Origin of the sequence: Amycolatopsis arida, from assembly GCF_900115565.1 — a bacterium.
GTDB lineage: Bacteria > Actinomycetota > Actinomycetes > Mycobacteriales > Pseudonocardiaceae > Yuhushiella > Yuhushiella arida.
On record NZ_FOWW01000009.1, the window covers coordinates 152,445 to 171,334 of the forward strand.

Sequence of the window (18,890 nt, forward strand, 5' to 3'; positions counted from 1 at the left end):
CACGACCCGAGAGGTGTGGGCCCGTGCTCGTCGTCCGTTCGATCGCGTTGTTCGTGCTCGCCGCGCTCGCCGAGATCGGCGGCGCGTGGCTGGTGTGGCAGGGGGTGCGGGAGCACCGCGGGTGGATCTGGATCGGGGCCGGCGTGATCGCCCTCGGCCTGTACGGGTTCGTCGCGACCGCCCAACCCGACCCGCACTTCGGTCGCGTCCTGGCCGCATACGGTGGGGTCTTCGTCGCCGGGTCACTGGCCTGGGGCATGGTCGCCGACGGCTACCGGCCCGACCGGTTCGACCTCCTCGGCGCGCTGATCTGCCTGGTCGGGGTCGGCGTCATCATGTACGCCCCACGAGGCTGACCGGCCCCACCTACCGGCCCGCCCGGGCGAGGCGGCGGGCCGGTAGGTGGCCAATCTGGCCCACCGTAGCCGGGTGTTCTTCGGCAACCGGGTGGCCGGCCCCGCCGTCACCACCTGGACCCCCGCGCACACCTACCTGCACTGGGCCAACCTGATGGCCCCGGACTGTGCCCTGGTGGACTGGGAAGGGTGGGGACTGGCGCCGGGGGTTCGACGCCGCCACCCTCTACCTGCACACCCTGCTCGTCGGCGAGCTGGCCGACCGTGTGCAACGCAGCGAGCAGGACACGACCGCGGTGCGCGTGCTGGCCGGCGGCGCCGACCGCGACGTCGACCAGATCCGCGGCGAGATCGGTCCCTCGCGCCGGATCAGCGCGCGGGCGGTGCGGGGGCCAGCGCCCGGTCCGCTTGGCCAGGTCGATCTGGGCTGGCCGGCGGGGCGCATGAGGCCCGCGGCGATGAGTTTCTCGGCGCGGGCGCGGTTGACCTGGCTCCAGTTGCTGCGTGGGCGGCGTGGAGTGAAGCGGAGGTAGAAGCTCTCGGCGTCGCGCTTTCTGGCGTGGCTGTCGATCCAGCCGAAGCACAGGGCCTGCTCGACGGCCTCGGGGACGAGGATGCTCGGAGTGGGACTGCGCTTGTGGTAGGTGATCAGCCATACGGCGCGCTGCAAGGCGGCGTGCTCGTCGAGCCAGACGCACCAGTCGGCCGCGGTCCGCGCGTGGAGGGTGGGTTCGCCGTTCATCGCTGCTGCCCCAGGATCTCGACGAACAGCTGGATTCTCGGTGGCCACCAAGTCGCGCATGACGAGCACCTTTCGTGTCACGGCCGGGTCACCCGTATGACGAGCGGGGCCGCGATCACTCATCGGCGCCGGTGAACCCGCCCGCGTAGTGCACGTCGAGCCCGCTCGCGCCGGGCGCCAGCTCCGGGCGCAACACGAGGTCGTCGTCGTAGTCGCCGCCGTTCTGCGTGCGGTAGGGGAGCGGGGCGTCCCGGTCGAGCCCCGCGACCCGCCGCCGCACCAGTGCGGCCGCGGCGGCGTGTTCGTGTGGCCCGACCCGGTCGGCGCCGTACACCGCCACCGGCGGCAACACCGACATCCCGGCGTACCACAGCGTTCCGTGCAGCAACGGGAACAGCACCAGGTCCAGCTGTCCGTTGATGCCCCGGGGCCCGAGTGCCGGCTCCCGGCTTCCGGCGGTGACGAGCACCAGCGCCCGCTTGCCGGCCAGCCGCCCCTGCCCGTAGCGCAACGTCCGGCCGGGCCGCTGGGGGTCGGTGACCCCGTAGGCGTAGCCCTTGACGAACACGCGGTCGAACCAGCCCTTCAGGATGGCCGGCATCCCGTACCACCAGAGCGGGAACTGCAGCACCACCGCGTCCGCCCAGTCGATCTTGTCGTGCTCGGCCCTGATGTCCGCGCCGAGCGTGCCGTCGGCGTACGCCCGGCGAGACGCGGCGCTGAGCGTGTCCCCGCTCGCATCCCCGAGGTCGTCCCGGTCCAGCGTGGCCTTCCACTTCATCGCGTACAGGTCGGAAACCCGGGTCCGGTGGCCGGCGGAGGCGAGGGCAGCCAGCCCCTCGTCCCGCAGCACCCCGCTCAGCGACCCCTGATCCGGATGGGCGAACACCCACAACACGTTCACGCGAGAACCGTCCCTTCCCCCACGTCGTGGCGAACCTGACCACACCAGCCTCGCCGGAGCGGCGGCCCGCCACGAGTGGCCCGCGGGACAACTCACGCAAGGATCGGGCCACGCAGGGAGGAGGCTCGCCGGGGGCACCGGGGCCGCGGCTCCGGTGCCCCCGGCAGCACGGGGAGGTGAACTCGCGCCATCACCTCACCGGGTGGCCGCACCTCCGATCTCGCGTCGTACGGTAATCACATTCCCGCTCGTTTTACCCGCTGATTACCGAATGGCGGATCAGCGAATGTAATACGACGCGATCCGTACACACGCGGGCCGGTTGGGACACCAGGACACCGAGAACCCACTGGGCTCGCAGCGCCGGTTGCAGCGAATGCACCGGTCCGGCGGGGGACAGGTGGTGAGCACGACCTTCGCCCTGGTCCGCACCCGCCGCGCCGCCACCTCCGCGCTCTTGTCGATCACCCTGTTGACGGAGCCGAGAAGACTCATGACACACGCTCCCGGAGTTCGTCCGCGACTGTTTCGGGATAACCACGCCGCCCAGCACACGGCGCCGAGACAAGGATAAATTCCACCATTCCCGACACGAGTCACGAAAACGGGGGATTTTGTGCCGCCCGAAAGACGGTCGGCGCACCGGACCGTGCGTGAACCCGCAGCGAACCGTGCGCGCCGGTCGGCACGGTGGCGACATGACCGACTCCGACAGGACACCGGTGACCGTGCTCGGCCTCGGCGCGATGGGCACGGCGCTGGCCGAGGCACTCCTCGCCGCCGGGCACCCCACCACCGTGTGGAACCGCACCAGGCACAAGGCCGAGCCGCTGGTCGCCAGGGGAGCGCGGCCCGCCACCGACGTCGCCGACGCGATCGCGGCGAGCCGGCTGGTGATCGTCTGCCTGCTCGACCACGCCTCCGTCCACGCCACCCTCGACGGGCACGCCGAACGAGTGCGGGGCCGCGCCCTGGTCAACCTCACCAGCGGAACCCCAGCACAAGCCGAGGAGCTGGCCGCGTGGGCGGCCGCCCACGGCGCCGACCATCTCGACGGCGGCATCATGGCCGTGCCGACGATGATCGGCTCCCGGGAGGCCTTCGTGCTGTACAGCGGCTCCCGGCACGCGTTCCAGGACCACCGCGCCGTGCTGGAGGTCCTGGCCGAGACCCACTACCTCGGCGAGGAGCCCGGGCGCGCCGCGGTGCACGACGTGGCGCTGCTCAGCGGCATGTACGGGATGTTCATGGGCGTGCTCCAGTCGTTCGCCGTGATCCGCACCGAGGGCGTTCCCGCGACCACGTTCGCCCCGCTGCTCGGCCGCTGGCTGTCCGCCATGGCCGGGTTCGTCGATGGCGCCGCCAGGCAAATCGACGAGGGCGACTACACCCTCGACGTGTCGTCCAGCCTCGCGATGCAGGCCGGCGCCTTCGCCGAGCTCCTCCACGCCACCGAGGAGCGGGGGATCAGCACCCGGCTGCTCGCCCCGCTGGGGCGCCTGCTGGACCGGCGGGTCGCCGACGGCCACGGCGACGAGGACATCACCGGCGTCCTCGAACTGCTCACCCTCGACCACCGGAAGGACCCTTCGTGAACGCACCATCAGCGGACCGGCAGGACCGCACACCCGTGACCGTGATCGGCCTCGGCCCGATGGGCCAGGCGATGGTCCGCACCTTCCTGGACCACGGCCACCCCACCACGGTCTGGAACCGGAGCGCCGGCCGCGCCGACGACGTCGTCGCCAGGGGAGCGGTGCGCGCCCCGACCGTGGCGGACGCGCTCGCGGCGAACGAACTGGTGGTCCTCAGCCTGACCGACTACCAGGCCATGTACGACATCCTCGGCACCGCCGAGCGATCGCTCGGCGGACGGGTGATCGTGAACCTGAGCTCCGACACTCCGGAACGCAGCCGCACGGCGGCGCGCTGGTTGGCCGAGCGCGGCGCCCGGCTCGTGGTTGGCGGCGTCATGGTGCCGGCCGAGCTCGTCGGCACGGAGCAGGCGTACGTGTTCTACAGCGGGCCGCGGGCGGACTTCGCGACCCACGAGCCGGTGCTCCGGCTGGTCGGCCGACCCGATTACCTCGGTGAGGACCACGGCCTGGCGCAGCTGTTCTACCAGGCCCAGCTGGACATCTTCCTGACCGTGCTGTCGGCGTACCTGCACGCCACCGCGCTGGTTGGGTCGGCGGGGGTCGACGCGGCGCGCTTCCTGCCGTACGCGAAGGAGAACGTCGACACCCTCTCCTACTTTCTCGACGAGGCCGCGCGGGCGATCGGCGAGGGGAAGTACCCAGGCGACGAAGCCACGGTGCGGATGATGGGCGCGACCGCGGACCACATCCTGGAAACCAGCCGGGACGCCGGCATCGATCTCGACCTGCCCGCCGCGGTGAAGGCGCACTACGACCGCGCGATCGCCGCCGGGCACGGCACCGACGGGTGGCCCAGCCTGTTCGAGGTGATCACCCGCCGCGAGTGACCCGGATCGCGCCGGCCGTCGCACGAGAGCTGGGGGTGACGGCCGGCGCGCTCGGCTACGCTGCGGGGGACACCCGACCGACAGGGGACTGGGGAACATGCGCACGCTGACCTACTTCGTCGCCACGACGATCGACGGGTTCATCGCCGACCCGGCCGGGAACAACCCGGCCGAGCCCGGCGGGATCATGGGCGACGGGGGAGACCACATCGACGCGATCGTGGCCGAATACCCGGAGATCCTGCCGACACCGGCCCGCGAGGCGCTGGGCGTCACCGCGGAGAACCGGCTGTTCGACACCGTCCTGGAGGGGCGCGGGTCGTACGAGATCGGCCTGCGGGCCGGGATCACCAACGCCTACCGGCACCTGCGGCACATCGTCTTCTCCAGAACGATCGCCGAGAGTCCGGACCCGACGGTGGAGATCACCTCCGACGACCCGCTGTCCAGGGTCAAGGAGCTCAAGCAGGAGGACGGCGGTGGCATCTGGCTGGTCGGCGGCGGGCGGCTCGCCCAGGCGCTGCGGCCGGAGATCGACCAGCTGATCGTCAAGCTCAACCCGGTAGCGATCGGCTCGGGCATCCCGCTGTTCGGCGGCGAGTTCCGGCCGCAGAAGTACCGGCTCACCGCGACCCGCGTGTTCGACAGCGGCGTGGTCTTCCTGACCTACGTCAGGGCACCGGGCTGACGTCGAGCCGATCAGGGCGTCTGTTCTTGTCAGACCCGATCGGTAGCGTCAGGCGCATGGCGCTGTCGGTAGAAGAACGCGAACGTTTCCTCGCAGAACCCCATATCGGTGCGCTCTCGGTGGTCGAGCGGCCGGAGCGGGGGCCGCTGACGGTCCCCATCTGGTACCAGTACACGCCGGGCGGTGAGCTGTGGGTGAACACCCCCGCGGGCTCACGGAAGGCACGGGCGATCGACGCGACCGGCCGGTTCAGCCTCACGGTGCAGCGGACCGAGCCGACGGTCCGCTACGTGTCGGTGGAGGGGCCGGTGGTCAGGACCGCGCCGGGGAGCCACGAGCGGTCGTGGGAGATGACCGCACGGTACCTGCCGCCCGAGAAGGTGGCCGACTTCGTGGAGTACGAACGGACTCAGCTCGGCGAACACGTCGTGATCTACATGCGACCGGAACACTGGCTGTCCGCCGATTTCGGTCCGACCTGACAGGGCCCGTCACTCATCTGGTGCGGGGTCCCTCGCCGACCGCGGCGGCGAGGGACCCCGCACCACTACTTGACATAATGTAGCTTATCGGCGCTCTACATCTGCCTCGTGACGAGCGCGGCCGGCGGGCTCGCTTCCCGTCCGGCCTATCCCTCTGGCCACTGACGTCGCCCGCTCCTCGCATGGGTGACCACGAGATCCTCGGTCAGGCACCGACGTACTCCGCGAGGTGCTCACCGGTGAGCGTGGAGCGGTCGGCGACGAGGTCGGCGGGTGTGCCCTCGAAGACGATCCGCCCGCCGTCGTGGCCCGCGCCGGGACCGAGGTCGATGATCCAGTCGGCGTGCGCCATGACCGCCTGGTGATGCTCGATGACGATCACCGACTTGCCCGAGTCCACGAGCCGGTCGAGCAAACCGAGCAGCTGCTCGACGTCGGCGAGGTGCAGGCCGTTGGTTGGCTCGTCCAGCACGTAGACACCACCGTCGGCGCCCATGTGCGTGGCCAGCTTGAGCCGCTGCCGCTCGCCCCCGGACAGCGTGGTCAGCTGCTGGCCGAGGGTGAGGTAACCGAGCCCGACGTCGGCGAGCCGCGCGAGGATCTTGTGCGCGGCCGGGGTCCGCGCCTCGCCGTTACCGAAGAACTCCTCGGCCTCGGTCACCGACATCGCGAGCACCTCGGCGATGTTGCGGCCACCCAGTGTGTAGTCCAGCACCGCGGCCTGGAACCGCCGGCCTCCGCAGTCCTCACACGGTGTCGAGACCGTCTCCATGAACCCGAGTTCGGTGTAGATGACCCCGTTCCCGTTGCACGTCGGGCAGGCGCCTTCGGAGTTGGCCGAGAACAGCGCGGGTTTCACCCCGTTCGCCTTCGCGAACGCCTTGCGGATCGGCTCGAGCAGCCCGGTGTAGGTCGCCGGGTTGCTCCGCCGTGAGCCGCGGATCGCCGTCTGGTCGATCGCCACCACACCGTCCCGCCCGGACACCGAGCCGTGGATCAGTGAGCTCTTGCCGGAACCCGCCACCCCGGTGACGACGACCAGCACGCCGAGCGGGATGTCGACGTCGACGTCTCGCAGGTTGTGCAGGTTGGCGCCGCGCACCTCCAGCACCGCCGACCGGGTCCGCACCGCCGGCTTCACCTTCGCCCGGTCATCCAGGTGCCGCCCGGTGACCGTGTCGCTGGCCCGCAGCCCCGCCACGGTGCCCTCGAAGCAGATGGCGCCGCCCGCCGTGCCCGCGCCGGGCCCGAGGTCGACGACGTGGTCGGCGATCGCGATCACTTCCGGCTTGTGCTCCACGACCAGCACGGTGTTGCCCTTGTCGCGCAGCCGCAGCAGGAGGTTGTTCATCCGCTGGATGTCGTGGGGGTGCATGCCCGTGGTGGGCTCGTCGAAGACGTAGGTGACGTCGGTCAGCGACGAACCGAGGTGGCGCAGCATCTTGATGCGTTGCGACTCGCCACCCGACAGCGTCCCGGACGGACGGTCGAGGCTGAGGTAGCCGAGCCCGAGCTCCACGAACCAGTCGAGGTTCGCCCCGAGCGCCCGCACCAGCGGCGCCACCCCGGGCTCGTCGAGCCCACGGATCCACTCCGCCAGGTCGGTGATCTGCATCGCGCAGAGGTCGGCGATGTTCTTGCCCCTGATCCTCGACGACCGGGCCGCTTCGCTGAGCCGGGTCCCGCCGCAGTCCGGGCAGTCCTCGAAGGTGGCCACCCGCTCGACGAACGCGCGGATGTGCGGCTGCAGCGAGTCGACGTCCTTGGACAGGAACGACTTCTGGATCTTCGGGATCAGGCCTTCGTAGGTCACGTTGATGCCCTTGGCCTTGATCTTCGTCGGTTCCTTGTAGAGGAAGTCGTGCAGTTCCTTCTTGGTGTACTTGCGGATCGGCTTGTCCGGGTCGAGGAGACCCGACTCGCTGTAGGTCCGCACCATCCAGCCGTCGGCGGTGTAGCCGGGGACGGTGATCGCGCCCTCGTTGAGCGACTTGCTGTCGTCGAAGACCTGGGTGAGGTCGATGTCGGACACCGTGCCGCGGCCTTCGCAGCGCGGGCACATGCCACCGTGGTAGACGGCCTCGCGGACGATGGTCTTCTCCCCCGTGGCGCTCGTCAGCACGCCGCTGGCCTTCCGCGCCGGCACGTTGAACGAGAACGCGATGGGTGGACCGATCCGTGGCTCCCCGAGCCTGCTGAACAACACCCGCAGGATCGCGTTGGCGTCGGTCACGGTGCCGACCGTCGATCGGGGGTTGGCCCCCATCCGCTCCTGGTCGACGACGATCGCCGTGGTCAGCCCCTCGAGCACGTCGACATCGGGCCGCGCGAGCGTCGGCATGAAGCCCTGCAGGAAGGCGGGGTAGGTCTCGTTGATCAGCCGCTGCGACTCCGCGGCGACCGTGTCGAACACCAGCGAGCTCTTGCCCGAGCCGGAGACGCCGGTGAACACCGTCAGCCGGCGCTTCGGGATCTCGATGTCGACGTCCTTGAGATTGTTCTCACGGGCGCCGTGCACGCGGATCCGATCGTGGCTGTCGGCAACGTGCGGCGCAGGCGACGGTGTCTCCGCCCTGGTGGCCATACTCATCGTGTCTCCATCTGTTCGGCAGATACCGCCGGTTCGACTCCCTGGCTCCCGGTGTGCCGGGCGGCTCAGCGCAGCTCCTGGATGCGAACCATGTTGCCGGCGGGATCGCGGAGGGCGCAGTCGCGAACTCCCCATGGCTGGTCGGTCGGCTCCTGGACGATCTCGGCGTCACCGGTCTGCACCCGCTCGAAGGTGGTGTCGAGGTCCTTGGTCGCCAGGTTGATCATGGCGAAGGTGCCCTTGGCCATCATCTCGGTGATGACGCGCCGCTCCTCGTCGGTGACGCCCGGGTCGCCACCCCCCGGTGGGTGAATGACGATGGAGGTGCCGGGTTGGTGGGGGGGGACCAACCGTGATCCAGTGCAGGTCGCCGTACTCCACATGGTTGCGGACCTCGAAGCCGAGGGTGTCGCGATAGAAGGCCAGGGAGGCGTGCGGGTCAGCGTATGGGAGGAAGGTCTGGTAAATGGTGATGTCCATGGCGGCAGCTTATGAGTGGCTCACGACCGCCGCTTCTCGATTCCTGATCGGTCGGGTCACCCGTTTCGCCACACACGGCGGCATCCCCGCCGTCGCGTGCGCCGCCTGGTTTCGGTAGACGCTCGGGGGCATACCGACCAGCTCGGTGAAGCGGGTGCTGAAGGTGCCCAGCGACGAGCAGCCGACTGTGAAGCAGACCTCGGTGACACTGAGGTCGCCACGGCGCAGCAGCGCCATCGCGCGCTCGATGCGCCGGGTCATCAGATAGGAGTACGGCGACTCGCCGTAGGCGCGCCGGAACTCGCGGCTGAGATGGCCCGCCGACATGTTCACCCCGCGGGCCAGCGCCTCGACGTTCAGTGGCTGCGCGTACTCCCGGTCCATCCGGTCGCGAACGTGACGCAGCAGCGCGAGGTCGCGCAGGCGCTGCGTCGTGGTTGAACTGCTGCTCATCGGCCAGATCGTGCCATGTCGCGCCGGGCGGCACCACGTCCCATGAGCTCGGTCACGTCCTCCGTGATGGTGGACAGCACACCCGCCTTCCGCGACTTCCTCACACAGGACGACGGCACCGGATGGGCGGCTTCGTCGACCCTTTCGGCACGCTGTGGTGGTTTCCGCCACCCCCCGGCCTGACCTGACCGTGTTCACGGTTCGGCTTCTCGCCTCGGCGCGGTACGCCGTCGCGGTCGCACGCACGTGATCAGCGGAACTGCTCCAGGTCGTGCGCGGCCCTGGCCAGCTCGCTCGCCATGCGGCGCAACTCCTCGGCGCCGGCACCGTCGTCGGCGGCGGTCACCACGTCCTCGGCCGCGCACCGGAGCTGGAACAACCGGTCCTGCAACATCGTCATCTCCGCGTCGGACAGCACGACGGCGTCCTCGGGCAGCCCGCTGCGCTGCACCGCCGCGCGCCGCTCGTAGGCCCGCTGCCGGCACGACTGGCCACAGTACCGCCGCCGGCGCCCCACGCTCCCGCTCTGCTCGAGCCGCCGGCCACACCACCCGCAGTGCCGCCCCCTTCTCCCCTGACCCGTTCCGTCACGTGACGAATCGCGGGTCGAGGTCGTCGGGTCGAGCTGGCGTGTCGCTTCTCTCACGCCGACGACCATAAACGGCCACCGAACGCTCACGTCACGGCCACGCCGGCGAGGCACACTGGAAGGCGTGCACCCCTACCTGACCGGGCCGTTCCCCCGCGCCTTCGCCCATCGGGGTTGGCACCTGGACGACCTGGCGGACCTGGAGAACTCGCTGCCCGCGTTCCGGCGCGCGATCGACGAGGGCTACCACTACCTGGAGACCGACGTCCATGCCACCGCCGACGGTGTGGTCGTGGTGCACCACGACGCGCTGCTCGACCGCACCACCGACCGCACCGGGCCGATCGCGCGGCAGCGGTGGGCCGACGTCCGCAGGGCGAAGATCGGTGGGCGGGTGCCGGTGTCCCGGCTGGAGGACGTGCTCGAGGAGCTGCCGAACGCCTACTTCAACATCGACGTGAAGTCGCCCGCGGCGGTCGGCCCGTTCGTCCGGGTGATCCAGCGGATGCGGGCCTACGACCGGGTCGCGGCCGCGTCGTTCTCCGACGGGCGGTTGGCCCGCCTGCGCCGGCTGGCCGGGCCGCGGCTGCTCACCGCGATGGGGCCTCGGTCGGTGGCCGTGCTGCTGGCCCACGGCTGGGCGCCGTTCCTGCGGCTGCGCCACCTCTGCCGCGGCTGGTTGGCGCAGGTGCCGATCCGGCAGGGCACGGTGACCATCGTCCACGACGGCTTCCTCCGGTCGGCGCGGCTCGCCGGCGCCGAGGTGCACACCTGGACCGTCGACGACGCGGAGCAGATGCGCACACTGCTCGATCGGGGCGTGCACGGCATCGTCACCGACCGGCCGGACGTGCTTCGCGCCGTGCTCACCGACCGCGGCGCCTGGCGAGCGATGTAACGCGGGTCTCGCGCTCCCGGGCCGAGGGTCCGGCGGCACGGCGGCGGGACACCGATCGCGCACCCGCGGGGCCAACGGTCCGGCGGCGCGGGCGGTCACGAGCGGCCTGGGCCGGGAGCCGGCCCACGAGCTCGACCGGGAGCGACGGGAGCTCCGTACCTGCCCTGCCTGCGCCCGCACGGCGCCGTTCGCCCGGTACCCTCCGCTCACCCGGGCCGATCATCGGTCCGGCCGACGCACGATCGGGAGCGCCATGACTGCCACCTCGACCGGTCCGACCCCGGCCGCGGACCCCCGGGAGCGGCGCCGGGAGCAGCGCGGCTGGTACTTCTACGACTGGGCGAACTCGACGTTCTTCACCTCGGTGATCACCGTCTTCGGCGCCCTGTACATGGGCTCGGTCGCCGCCGTCGACGCGCGCACCGACACGGCCCGCAACGGGCCCACCCCGTGCGTCGACGACACCGGCGCCACCAACACCCTGGTGAACTGCGACATCACCCTGTTCGGCCTGTCCTTCCCGGCCGGCTCGCTGTGGGGCTACCTGCTGTCCGTCGCCACCGTGGTCCAGGTCGTGGTGCTGCCGGTCACCGGCGCGATCGCCGACCGCACCCAGAACAAGAAGCGCATCCTCGGTTTCTTCGCCTTCCTCGGCGCCACCGCGTCCGCGCTGCTGTTCTTCATGGCCGACGGCAACTGGCAGCTCGGCGTGCTGCTCTACATCGTCGGCAACATCGGCTACGGAGCCTCGATCGTCGTCTACTACTCGTTCCTGCCCGACATCGCCACGCCGGACGAGCGCGACGTGGTATCCGCGCGCGGGTGGGCGTTCGGCTACCTCGGCGGCGGCATCGCACTGGCCCTGCAGCTGGCGTTCTACCTCGGCCGCGACGCGCTCGGCGTCAGCGAGTCCACCGCGGTGCGGATCTGCTTCCTCTCCTCCGGCGTGTGGTGGGCGGCGTTCACCCTGATCCCGCTGCGCCGCCTGCGGGAGCGCCAGCGGCCGCACGGCAGGGAGCGCGACACGTCGGTGCTCGCCGCGGGCTTCACCGAGCTGTGGGCGACCGTCCGCGCCGCCAGGGCGTTCCCGCTGACCCTGGCGTTCCTGGGCGCGTACCTGGTCTACACCGACGGCATCTCCACGGTGGTCACGGTGTCGGCCCAGTACGGCAAGGACGAGCTGAAGTTCGGCAACGAGGTGCTGATCGCCACCATCCTGGTGATCCAGTTCGTCGCCTACCTCGGCGGTGTCGCGCACGGGCTGATCGCCCGGCGGTTCGGCGCCAAGCGAACCATCCTGGGCAGCCTCGCCTTCTGGGTCCTGGTCATCGGCGCGGCGTACTTCATCGAGGCCGGCCAGCCACTTCAGTTCTACGCCGTGGCCGCCGGCATCGGCCTCGTGCTCGGCGGTACCAACGCGCTGTCCCGCTCGCTGTACAGCCAGATGATCCCGGCGGGCAAGGAGGCGCAGTACTACTCGCTCTACGAGATCGGCGAGCGGGGCACCTCGTGGCTGGGCCCGCTGCTGTTCGCGGCGGTGGGCCACGCCATCGGGTCGTTCCGGTTCGCCATCATCGCGCTGGTCGTCTTCTTCGTGCTCGGGTTCGTGCTCGTCGCGCTGGTGCCGGTGCGCCGGGCGATCGTCGCCGCCGGAAACCGGCCACCCTCCGTGCTCTGATCCGGGCGGCGAGTGACCGTCCCGGCACGGTCGGGCGACGATTGAAACGTCAGTCTCACAACGCTCGGATGGTCGGTCAACTACCGAGTGTCACTACTCTCGGTATTGTCGCCCGGACGGTCTTGGCGATCTTGGAACCCGCTCGGGGCGTCCCGGTCGATCAGGTCTGGCCTGAGTAGCACGCGATAGCCCATCCGAGGGACAAACCCAAGAAGACGAGCGATAACGCGTCACGAGCGGGCCGAAAAGTTGTCCTACTAGAGGAAGCTGTTGCCGAAGGGCGGGTCGCTCGCCGTGAGCCACGACATGCCGGTTCGGGAATCTCCGGACCGCGCCGAACGTTGCTTAGGGTGAGCACTGCCCTGGCTCGACCGAGCCGACTGAAAGGACCCACCATGGCCGACCGTGTTCTTCGTGGAAGCCGGCTGGGAGCGGTCAGCTACGAGACCGACCGTAATCACGACCTCGCTCCACGGCGCACCGTGCGCTACCGGTGCCCCAAGGACCACGAGTTCGAGGTGCCGTTCTCCGACGACGCCGAGGTGCCCTCGGTGTGGGAGTGCCGCCTGCACGGCAGTGAGTCCGAGATCGTCGACGGCAGCCAGCCCGAGCAGCGCGAGGTGAAGCCGCCGCGGACGCACTGGGACATGTTGCTGGAGCGGCGGACCATCCCCGAGCTGGAGGAGCTGCTCAACGAGCGGCTCGCCGAGCTGCGCGGTCGGCGCAGCCGCAGCGCCTGACGGCCGCCGATCCCACCACCCCCGAAGGGCCCCGCGCCAATCCGGCGCGGGGCCCTTCGGCGTGTGGGGCGTCAGCGGCGGAGCAACCGGCGCAGCTGGTCGGCGCGGTGGCGCAGGCCCCAGCCGGCCACCCGCAGGAACGCCTCGCGCACGATGGAGCCGCTCATCTTCGACTCGCCGATCTCCCGCTCGGTGAAGGTGATCGGCACCTCGACGACGGTGAACCCCGCGCGGACCGTGCGCCAGGTCAGATCGATCTGGAAGCAGTAGCCGGCGGAGACGACCTCGTCCAGGGCGAGCTTCTCCAGCACCGCCCTCCGGTAGGCGCGAAAGCCGGCGGTGATGTCGTTGATCCGCACGCCGAGGGTGAGTTTGGTGTAGATGTTGGCGCCGCGGGAGAGCACGTGCCGGCGCGCCGGCCAGTTGACGATGCTGCCGCCGGGCACGTAGCGGGAGCCGATCACCAGGTCCGCGTCGCCGAGCGCGTCGAGCAGCCGGGGCAGGTCCTCCGGCGCGTGCGAGCCGTCGGCGTCCATCTCGACCAGGGTGTTGTACTCGCGCGCCAGGCCCCAGCGGAACCCGGCGATGTAGGCCGCGCCGAGCCCGGCCTTCTCCGTGCGGTGCAGCACGTGCACCCGCTCGTCGTCGGCGGCGAGCTCGTCCGCCAGTTGCCCGGTGCCGTCCGGGCTGCCGTCGTCGACCACCAGCGCGTGGGCGTCGGGCAGGCTGTCGTGCAGCCGGCGCAGGATGGGCGCGAGGTTCTCCCGCTCGTTGTACGTCGGGACGATCACCAGCACCGGGGCGGTGCCGCCGTGCCGGTGCTGGTGATCATCCCGCGGCCCCTGCGCCATGCCTGTCCTCCCCTAGCCGGCGGGCCGTGCCGCCGTGTCCGTTCCGCCGTGTCCTGTGTCGCCACCTGGCGCGCCGGCCCGCCGGCCTGGCGCCACCCCGGCCAGCGCCGCCGCGACGGCGACCCCGACCAGGACGTACTCGGGCCACGCACCGAGTCGATCCGACAGCGTAGTCGCCCGCCGCAGCGGCACCTCGGCGACCAGTGACGCGGCGGTGAACAGGTCGGTGGACCTGGCGACGCCGCCGTCGGGCCGGACGATGGCGCTGACCCCGCTGGTGGCCGCGACCACCACGGCGCGGCCGTGCTCGACCGCCCGCAGCCGGGACATGGCCAGTTGCTGGTAGCTCATCTCCCCCGGCCCGTACCAGGCGTTGTTGGTTGGCGCGGTGAGCAGCTCGGCGCCGGCGCGCACGGCGTCGCGGGCCGGGTAGTCGTAGGCGGCCTCGTAGCAGATGATCGTGCCGACGACGGTGCCGGCCACCCGCAGGGCGGCGGGGTCACCGTCGCCGGGTCGCATGTCGCCGGTGTCGTCGACGAACGGGGTGACCAGGCGGGCGATGGCGCGGGCGGGGATGTACTCGCCGAAGGGCACCAGCTCCTGCTTGGCGTAGCGGGCGCCGCGGCCGGTGTCCGGGTCCCAGACGACGACCACGTTCTGGGGTGTGCCGTCGGGCAGCCAGTAGAGCCCTCCGACCAGGAACGGGACGCCGAAGTCGGCGACCAGCCGGTCCAGCCGGGGGTCGCTGCCGCGGATGTCGGTGGCGCTCTCCGGCCAGACCACCAGGTCGGGTCGCGGGACCCGGCCGGCGCGGACGTCGGCGAGCAGCCGCTCGCTCTCGGCGAGGTGGTTGGCCCGCAACTCGGCGCGCCGGCCCTGCAACGCCAGGCCGACGTCGGGGGCGTTGCCCTGCACGACGGCGACGGTCAGCGTGCCGGACTGGGGCTCGGCGCCGACGGCGGGCCACAGGGCGAGCCCGGCGACGACCGGCAGCACGGTGGCCAGCGCGGGCCCGGCGAGCGCGCGCGGGTGCCGAACCCGCCGCGACCGGGCGAGCAGGATGGCCAGGCCGAAGCCGGCCAGCGTCACGGCGAACCCGACGAGCGGGGCGCCACCGACCGCGGCCAGCGGCAGGAACGCCCCTTCGGGCTGGCTGAACGCGACCCGCCCCCAGGGGAACCCACCGAGCGGGAACCAGGCGCGCGGGGTCTCCAGCGCGATGTACACCGCGGCCATCCAGACCGGGGCGCCGGGCAGCCGGGACACCACGGTGACCAGGCCGCCGGCGAGGCCGAGGTAGGCCGCGAGCGCGACGGAGAGTCCCAGCCAGGGCCACGGGCCGAACTCGGCGCCGAGGAAGTCGTTGAGCCAGACGAGCAACGGGAGGAAGAACACCAGGCCGAACACGAACCCGAGGCCGAGTCCGGCGCGGACGCGGCGGCCGTGCAGGGCCAGCCCGAGCCCGGTGAAGGCCAGCGGCGCCAGCCACCACAGGTCCCGCGGGGCGAAGCTGAGGTAGAGCGCGAGTCCGGAGGCGGTGGCCAGCAGCAGCCGCCCGAGGCGGGGTGGCCAGGCCCGGCGCGGGGCGGCGGCCGCGGTCTCGGGCACGGTGGCGGTCACCCGTTCAGCCTAGGCGGACGAGGAAAGGTCTTCGTGAGCCCGCCCGCTGAGCGCGTCGTGGATCACCCGGCCGGCGCGCACGGTGCGCAGGCACCGCGGCAGCGGCGCGTCGGGGTCGAGGGCGGGCAGCCCTGGCACACCGGAGCGCGGGTCGGTGGACCAGCGTCGCACGCGGGCGTCGGGGGCGGTGACCACGAGAGCGGCGGCGTCCCAGATCGCGTAGTGCGCGGGTGCGCCCGGAACCAGGCTGCCGGTGACGCCGTCGTTCTCGCCGGCGGCGCGGTGCCCGCCCTTGGTGTGCGCGGTGAACGCGGCACGCGGGGACAGCCCGGATGCGGGGGTGCGGTGGTGCATGGCGGCCCGCACGGCCGCCCAGGGGTCGACCGGGGTCACCGGGGCGTCGGAGCCGAAGGCCAGCGGCACCCCCTCGGCGGCGAGCAGGGCGAAGGGGTTGAGTGGGGCGGCGCGGTCGGCGCCGAGCCGGGCGGCGTACATCCCGGCGGGGCCGCCCCACGCGGCGTCGAACAGCGGCTGCATCGAGGCGACGACACCCCAGCCGGCGAGGGCGCGGGCCTGGTCGGCGTCGACCATCTCCAGGTGTTCCAGCCGGTGCCGGCGGGCGGCCAGTGCCCGCCGGCCGACGACCTCCTCGGCGCGGCGGAAGCCCTCGACGACCTCGGCGACGGCGGCGTCGCCGATGACGTGGAAGCCGGCCTGCAGCCCGGCTTCGGTGCAGGTCACGACGTGCTCGGCGATGGCGGTGGCGTCGAGGTAGCGGGCGCCGCGGGTGTCCGGCCGGTCGGTGTAGGGCTGGTGCAGGGCGGCGGTGTGCGAGCCGAGCGCGCCGTCGACGAACAGATCTCCGGCGAGGCCGGGAAGCCCGAGGCGGCGGGCGAGGTCGAGGGCGCCGGGCTCGCCCCAGTAGCCGACGACCTCGGGAAGGTCGGGGTCGGCGGCGAGGGCGAGCAGGTCGGCGAGGTCGGCCTCGCCGGAGATGTCCGGCCCGGCGCACTCGTGCACGCTGACCACGCCCCTGGCGGCGGCGGCGCGCAGGAACGCCAGCTGGGCGCGGCGGCGTTGGGCGCCGGTGACGGCCCGGCGGGCGGCCGCGCGGACCAGGTGGTGCGCGGCCCGGGTGAGCGGGCCGTCGGCCGACCAGCCGTCGGCGGTACGGGCGTCCGGGGCGAGCTCGACCAGCGCGGTGGACACCAGCGCGGAGTGCACGTCCACCCGGCTGAGGTACACCGGCACGTCACCGGCGGCCGCGTCGAGGTCGGCGCGGGTGGGGATCCGGCCACCGGACCAGCGGAACTCGTCCCAGCCGTGCGCGAGGAGCACCTCGCCGGGGCGGGCGGCGGCGCGGACGGCGGTGAGCAGCTCTCCCGCGTCCCGGACGCCGGTGAGGTCCAGGCCGGACAGGTGCAGCCCGGCGACGGTGGCGTGGACGTGGGCGTCGACGAACGCGGGGGTGACGAACGCCCCGTCGAGCTCGACGACCTCGGCGTCGGGGTGCAGGGCACGGCCGGGGCCGTCCTGGCCGACCCACACGACGGTGTCGCCGGTGACGGCCATGGCGGTGGCGTCCGGGGAGGCCGGGGTGTGGACGCGACCCCCGACGAGCAGCGTGGTCTGCGGTGTGTGCACGCCCGCAGTCTCCCCCGCGGCGGGGCGGCCGACCGCGAGGGGGAGGTGACCTCGGGTTATAACAGCCTCGCAACGACAAGATTTGCTCCCGTAGGGCAATGTGACAGGATATTTTCACGCGCACCCGACGACAAGGAGCAGATGTGACTGCGATCCAGGAACCTGCATCACCTGCCGCCGAGACCCTCGACCAGCCCTACGCCTATGTTCGACGGGAGTTGGTGGAGCCCGACTGGCGCCGGTTCCCCGGGTGGCGCGACGTCACCGAGGCGGAGTGGCGCGACGCCCAGTGGCAGCGGGTGCACTGCGTCCGCAACATCAAGCAGCTGCGCACCCTGATGGGCGGCCTGCTGGAGGAACGGTTCTACGAGGACCTCGCCGCCGACCAGCGGGACATGGCGACCATGTCGATGCTGCTGCCACCGCAGATGCTCAACACCATGGCGCCGGACGCCGGGGCCGACCCGCAGAAGGTCACCGAGGCGTTCTACGCCGACCCGATCCGCCGCTACATGCTGCCGGTGCGCAGCGACCGGGAGACCGAGTGGGCCTCGCACCCGCACTCCCAGCGCGACTCGCTGCACGAGGCCGAGATGTGGGTGACCGAGGGGCTGACCCACCGCTACCCCACCAAGGTCCTGGCCGAGCTGCTGTCCACCTGCCCGCAGTACTGCGGCCACTGCACCCGGATGGACCTGGTCGGCAACTCTACCGAACAGATCGACAAGCACAAGCTGTCCCTCAAGCCGGTCGACCGGCAGGACGCGATGATCGACTACCTGAAGCGCAACCCCGGGGTGCGCGACGTGGTCGTGTCCGGCGGTGACGTGGCGAACGTGCCCTGGCACCAGCTGGAGTCGTTCCTGATGCGGCTGCTGGACATCGAGACCGTGCGGGACATCCGGTTGGCCACCAAGGCGCTGGCCGGGCTGCCCCAGCACTGGCTGCAGCCGAAGGTCGTCGAGGGGCTGGCGCGGGTCGCCGGCACCGCCGGCCGGCGCGGGGTGAACCTGGCCATCCACACGCACGTCAACCACGTGCAGTCGGTGACGCCGCTGGTGGCCGAGGCGGCGCGGACCGCGCTCGCCGTCGGCGTGCGGGACGTGCGCAACCAGGGCGTGCTGATGCGGGGCGTGAACGCCACCGCCGAGCAGCTGCTCGACCTGTGCTTCGCGCTGCAGGGCGAGGCGGGGATCCTGCCCTACTACTTCTACATGTGCGACATGATCCCGAACGCCGAGCACTGGCGGGTCGCGGTGTGGGAGGCGCAGGAGCTGCAGCACGGCATCATGGGCTACCTGCCCGGCTACGCCACCCCGCGGATCGTCTGTGACGTGCCCTATGTCGGCAAGCGCTGGGTGCACCAGGTAACCGAGTACGACCGGGAGCGCGGCATCTCCTACTGGACCAAGAACTACCGCACGGCCATCGAGCGGGACGACCCGGAGGCGTTGCGCCGGCGCTACCCGTACTACGACCCGATCTCCACCCTGCCGGAGGCCGGTCGCCGCTGGTGGAGCGAGCACCGCTGACCCCTCGCTGACCCGCCACCGAGGCCCCATCGTCGCACTCAACGCTCCCCTCCTGCGCGGGCTTCGCATCGTCGCGTGGCGGGGTGCCACGAGGGCCTTGTGGCGGTGGCGGGTGGGCGGAGGTGATCGAACCGGGCCCGACGGCGGTGATCACCCGT

General features: G+C 71.6%; 17 protein-coding genes and 1 pseudogene. 9 read left to right on the forward strand and 9 right to left on the reverse strand.

What is annotated here, in order from left to right; genetic code table 11:
- Positions 1-23: 23 nt before the first annotated feature.
- A complete protein-coding gene (locus tag BM051_RS22995; RefSeq protein ID WP_092534223.1) occupies positions 24-356 on the forward strand; it encodes a YnfA family protein in 333 nt (110 codons plus the stop codon).
- A gap of 226 nt (positions 357-582) precedes the next feature.
- Here BM051_RS22995 and BM051_RS30060 read toward each other — a convergent pair whose 3' ends face one another.
- Both BM051_RS30060 and BM051_RS23005 read right to left on the reverse strand, forming a co-directional pair.
- Complete coding sequence (locus tag BM051_RS30060) at positions 583-1,158, reverse strand: YdeI/OmpD-associated family protein (protein WP_243859739.1); 576 nt, start codon at positions 1,156-1,158, stop codon at positions 583-585.
- A 55-nt stretch (positions 1,159-1,213) separates the two neighbouring features.
- The gene (locus BM051_RS23005; protein ID WP_092534226.1) at positions 1,214-2,002 is read right to left on the reverse strand and encodes an NAD(P)H-dependent oxidoreductase; all 789 of its coding nucleotides are present in this window, start codon (positions 2,000-2,002) and stop codon (positions 1,214-1,216) included.
- Between the two features lie 698 nt (positions 2,003-2,700).
- Between BM051_RS23005 and BM051_RS23010 the strand changes: the two genes are divergently transcribed.
- From BM051_RS23010 to BM051_RS23025, 4 genes are all read left to right on the forward strand, one after another.
- Positions 2,701-3,597, forward strand: a complete 897-nt coding sequence (locus BM051_RS23010) for an NAD(P)-dependent oxidoreductase (protein WP_092534530.1) — start codon at positions 2,701-2,703, stop codon at positions 3,595-3,597.
- Entirely contained in the window at positions 3,594-4,487 is an 894-nt protein-coding gene (locus tag BM051_RS23015) for an NAD(P)-dependent oxidoreductase (protein WP_279587067.1), read from the forward strand. Before BM051_RS23010 ends, BM051_RS23015 begins: the two co-directional genes overlap by 4 nt.
- 97 nt (positions 4,488-4,584) lie before the next feature.
- A complete protein-coding gene (locus tag BM051_RS23020; RefSeq protein WP_092534229.1) occupies positions 4,585-5,175 on the forward strand; it encodes a dihydrofolate reductase family protein in 591 nt (196 codons plus the stop codon).
- 56 nt (positions 5,176-5,231) lie between these two features.
- The gene (locus BM051_RS23025; protein ID WP_092534232.1) at positions 5,232-5,657 is read left to right on the forward strand and encodes a pyridoxamine 5'-phosphate oxidase family protein; all 426 of its coding nucleotides are present in this window, start codon (positions 5,232-5,234) and stop codon (positions 5,655-5,657) included.
- A 205-nt stretch (positions 5,658-5,862) separates the two neighbouring features.
- Here the strand turns inward: BM051_RS23025 and BM051_RS23030 are convergent, their stop codons facing one another.
- The 4 genes and pseudogenes from BM051_RS23030 to BM051_RS23045 form a co-directional block, all read right to left on the reverse strand.
- Positions 5,863-8,247: an ATP-binding cassette domain-containing protein gene (locus tag BM051_RS23030; protein WP_092534235.1), complete on the reverse strand. Its 2,385-nt coding sequence runs from the start codon at positions 8,245-8,247 to the stop codon at positions 5,863-5,865.
- A gap of 143 nt (positions 8,248-8,390) precedes the next feature.
- Positions 8,391-8,727 (reverse strand): annotated as a pseudogene (locus BM051_RS30720) (VOC family protein); the annotation flags it as partial.
- Between the two features lie 9 nt (positions 8,728-8,736).
- Positions 8,737-9,180 (reverse strand): helix-turn-helix transcriptional regulator, encoded by a 444-nt coding sequence (locus tag BM051_RS23040; RefSeq protein ID WP_092534238.1) that lies wholly within the window; start codon positions 9,178-9,180, stop codon positions 8,737-8,739.
- Between the two features lie 250 nt (positions 9,181-9,430).
- Positions 9,431-9,826, reverse strand: coding sequence for a hypothetical protein (locus BM051_RS23045; protein ID WP_424923307.1), 396 nt, complete (start codon positions 9,824-9,826; stop codon positions 9,431-9,433).
- A gap of 58 nt (positions 9,827-9,884) precedes the next feature.
- On the opposite strand from BM051_RS23045, the gene BM051_RS23050 reads away from it, so the two are divergent.
- From BM051_RS23050 to BM051_RS23060, 3 genes are all read left to right on the forward strand, one after another.
- Positions 9,885-10,667, forward strand: coding sequence for a glycerophosphodiester phosphodiesterase family protein (locus tag BM051_RS23050; protein ID WP_092534244.1), 783 nt, complete (start codon positions 9,885-9,887; stop codon positions 10,665-10,667).
- Positions 10,668-10,920: 253 nt separating this feature from the next.
- Positions 10,921-12,345 carry an MFS transporter gene (locus BM051_RS23055; RefSeq protein WP_092534247.1) on the forward strand — a complete coding sequence of 475 codons (1,425 nt, stop codon included), beginning with the start codon at positions 10,921-10,923 and terminating at the stop codon, positions 12,343-12,345.
- Between the two features lie 395 nt (positions 12,346-12,740).
- Positions 12,741-13,085: an RNA polymerase-binding protein RbpA gene (locus BM051_RS23060; RefSeq protein WP_092534250.1), complete on the forward strand. Its 345-nt coding sequence runs from the start codon at positions 12,741-12,743 to the stop codon at positions 13,083-13,085.
- A 71-nt stretch (positions 13,086-13,156) separates the two neighbouring features.
- Here BM051_RS23060 and BM051_RS23065 read toward each other — a convergent pair whose 3' ends face one another.
- The 3 genes from BM051_RS23065 to BM051_RS23075 are packed head-to-tail and all read right to left on the reverse strand — an operon-like array spanning position 13,157 to position 17,200.
- Positions 13,157-13,936 carry a polyprenol monophosphomannose synthase gene (locus BM051_RS23065; protein ID WP_092534253.1) on the reverse strand — a complete coding sequence of 260 codons (780 nt, stop codon included), beginning with the start codon at positions 13,934-13,936 and terminating at the stop codon, positions 13,157-13,159.
- A gap of 12 nt (positions 13,937-13,948) precedes the next feature.
- Positions 13,949-15,556: an apolipoprotein N-acyltransferase gene (gene lnt, locus BM051_RS23070; RefSeq protein WP_092534256.1), complete on the reverse strand. Its 1,608-nt coding sequence runs from the start codon at positions 15,554-15,556 to the stop codon at positions 13,949-13,951.
- Between the two features lie 9 nt (positions 15,557-15,565).
- Entirely contained in the window at positions 15,566-17,200 is a 1,635-nt protein-coding gene (locus tag BM051_RS23075; protein WP_243859742.1) for an amidohydrolase, read from the reverse strand.
- A 143-nt stretch (positions 17,201-17,343) separates the two neighbouring features.
- Here BM051_RS23075 and BM051_RS23080 point away from each other — a divergent pair, with 143 nt between their 5' ends.
- Positions 17,344-18,732, forward strand: a complete 1,389-nt coding sequence (locus BM051_RS23080; RefSeq protein ID WP_092534259.1) for a KamA family radical SAM protein — start codon at positions 17,344-17,346, stop codon at positions 18,730-18,732.
- The last annotated feature ends 158 nt before the right edge of the window (positions 18,733-18,890 follow it).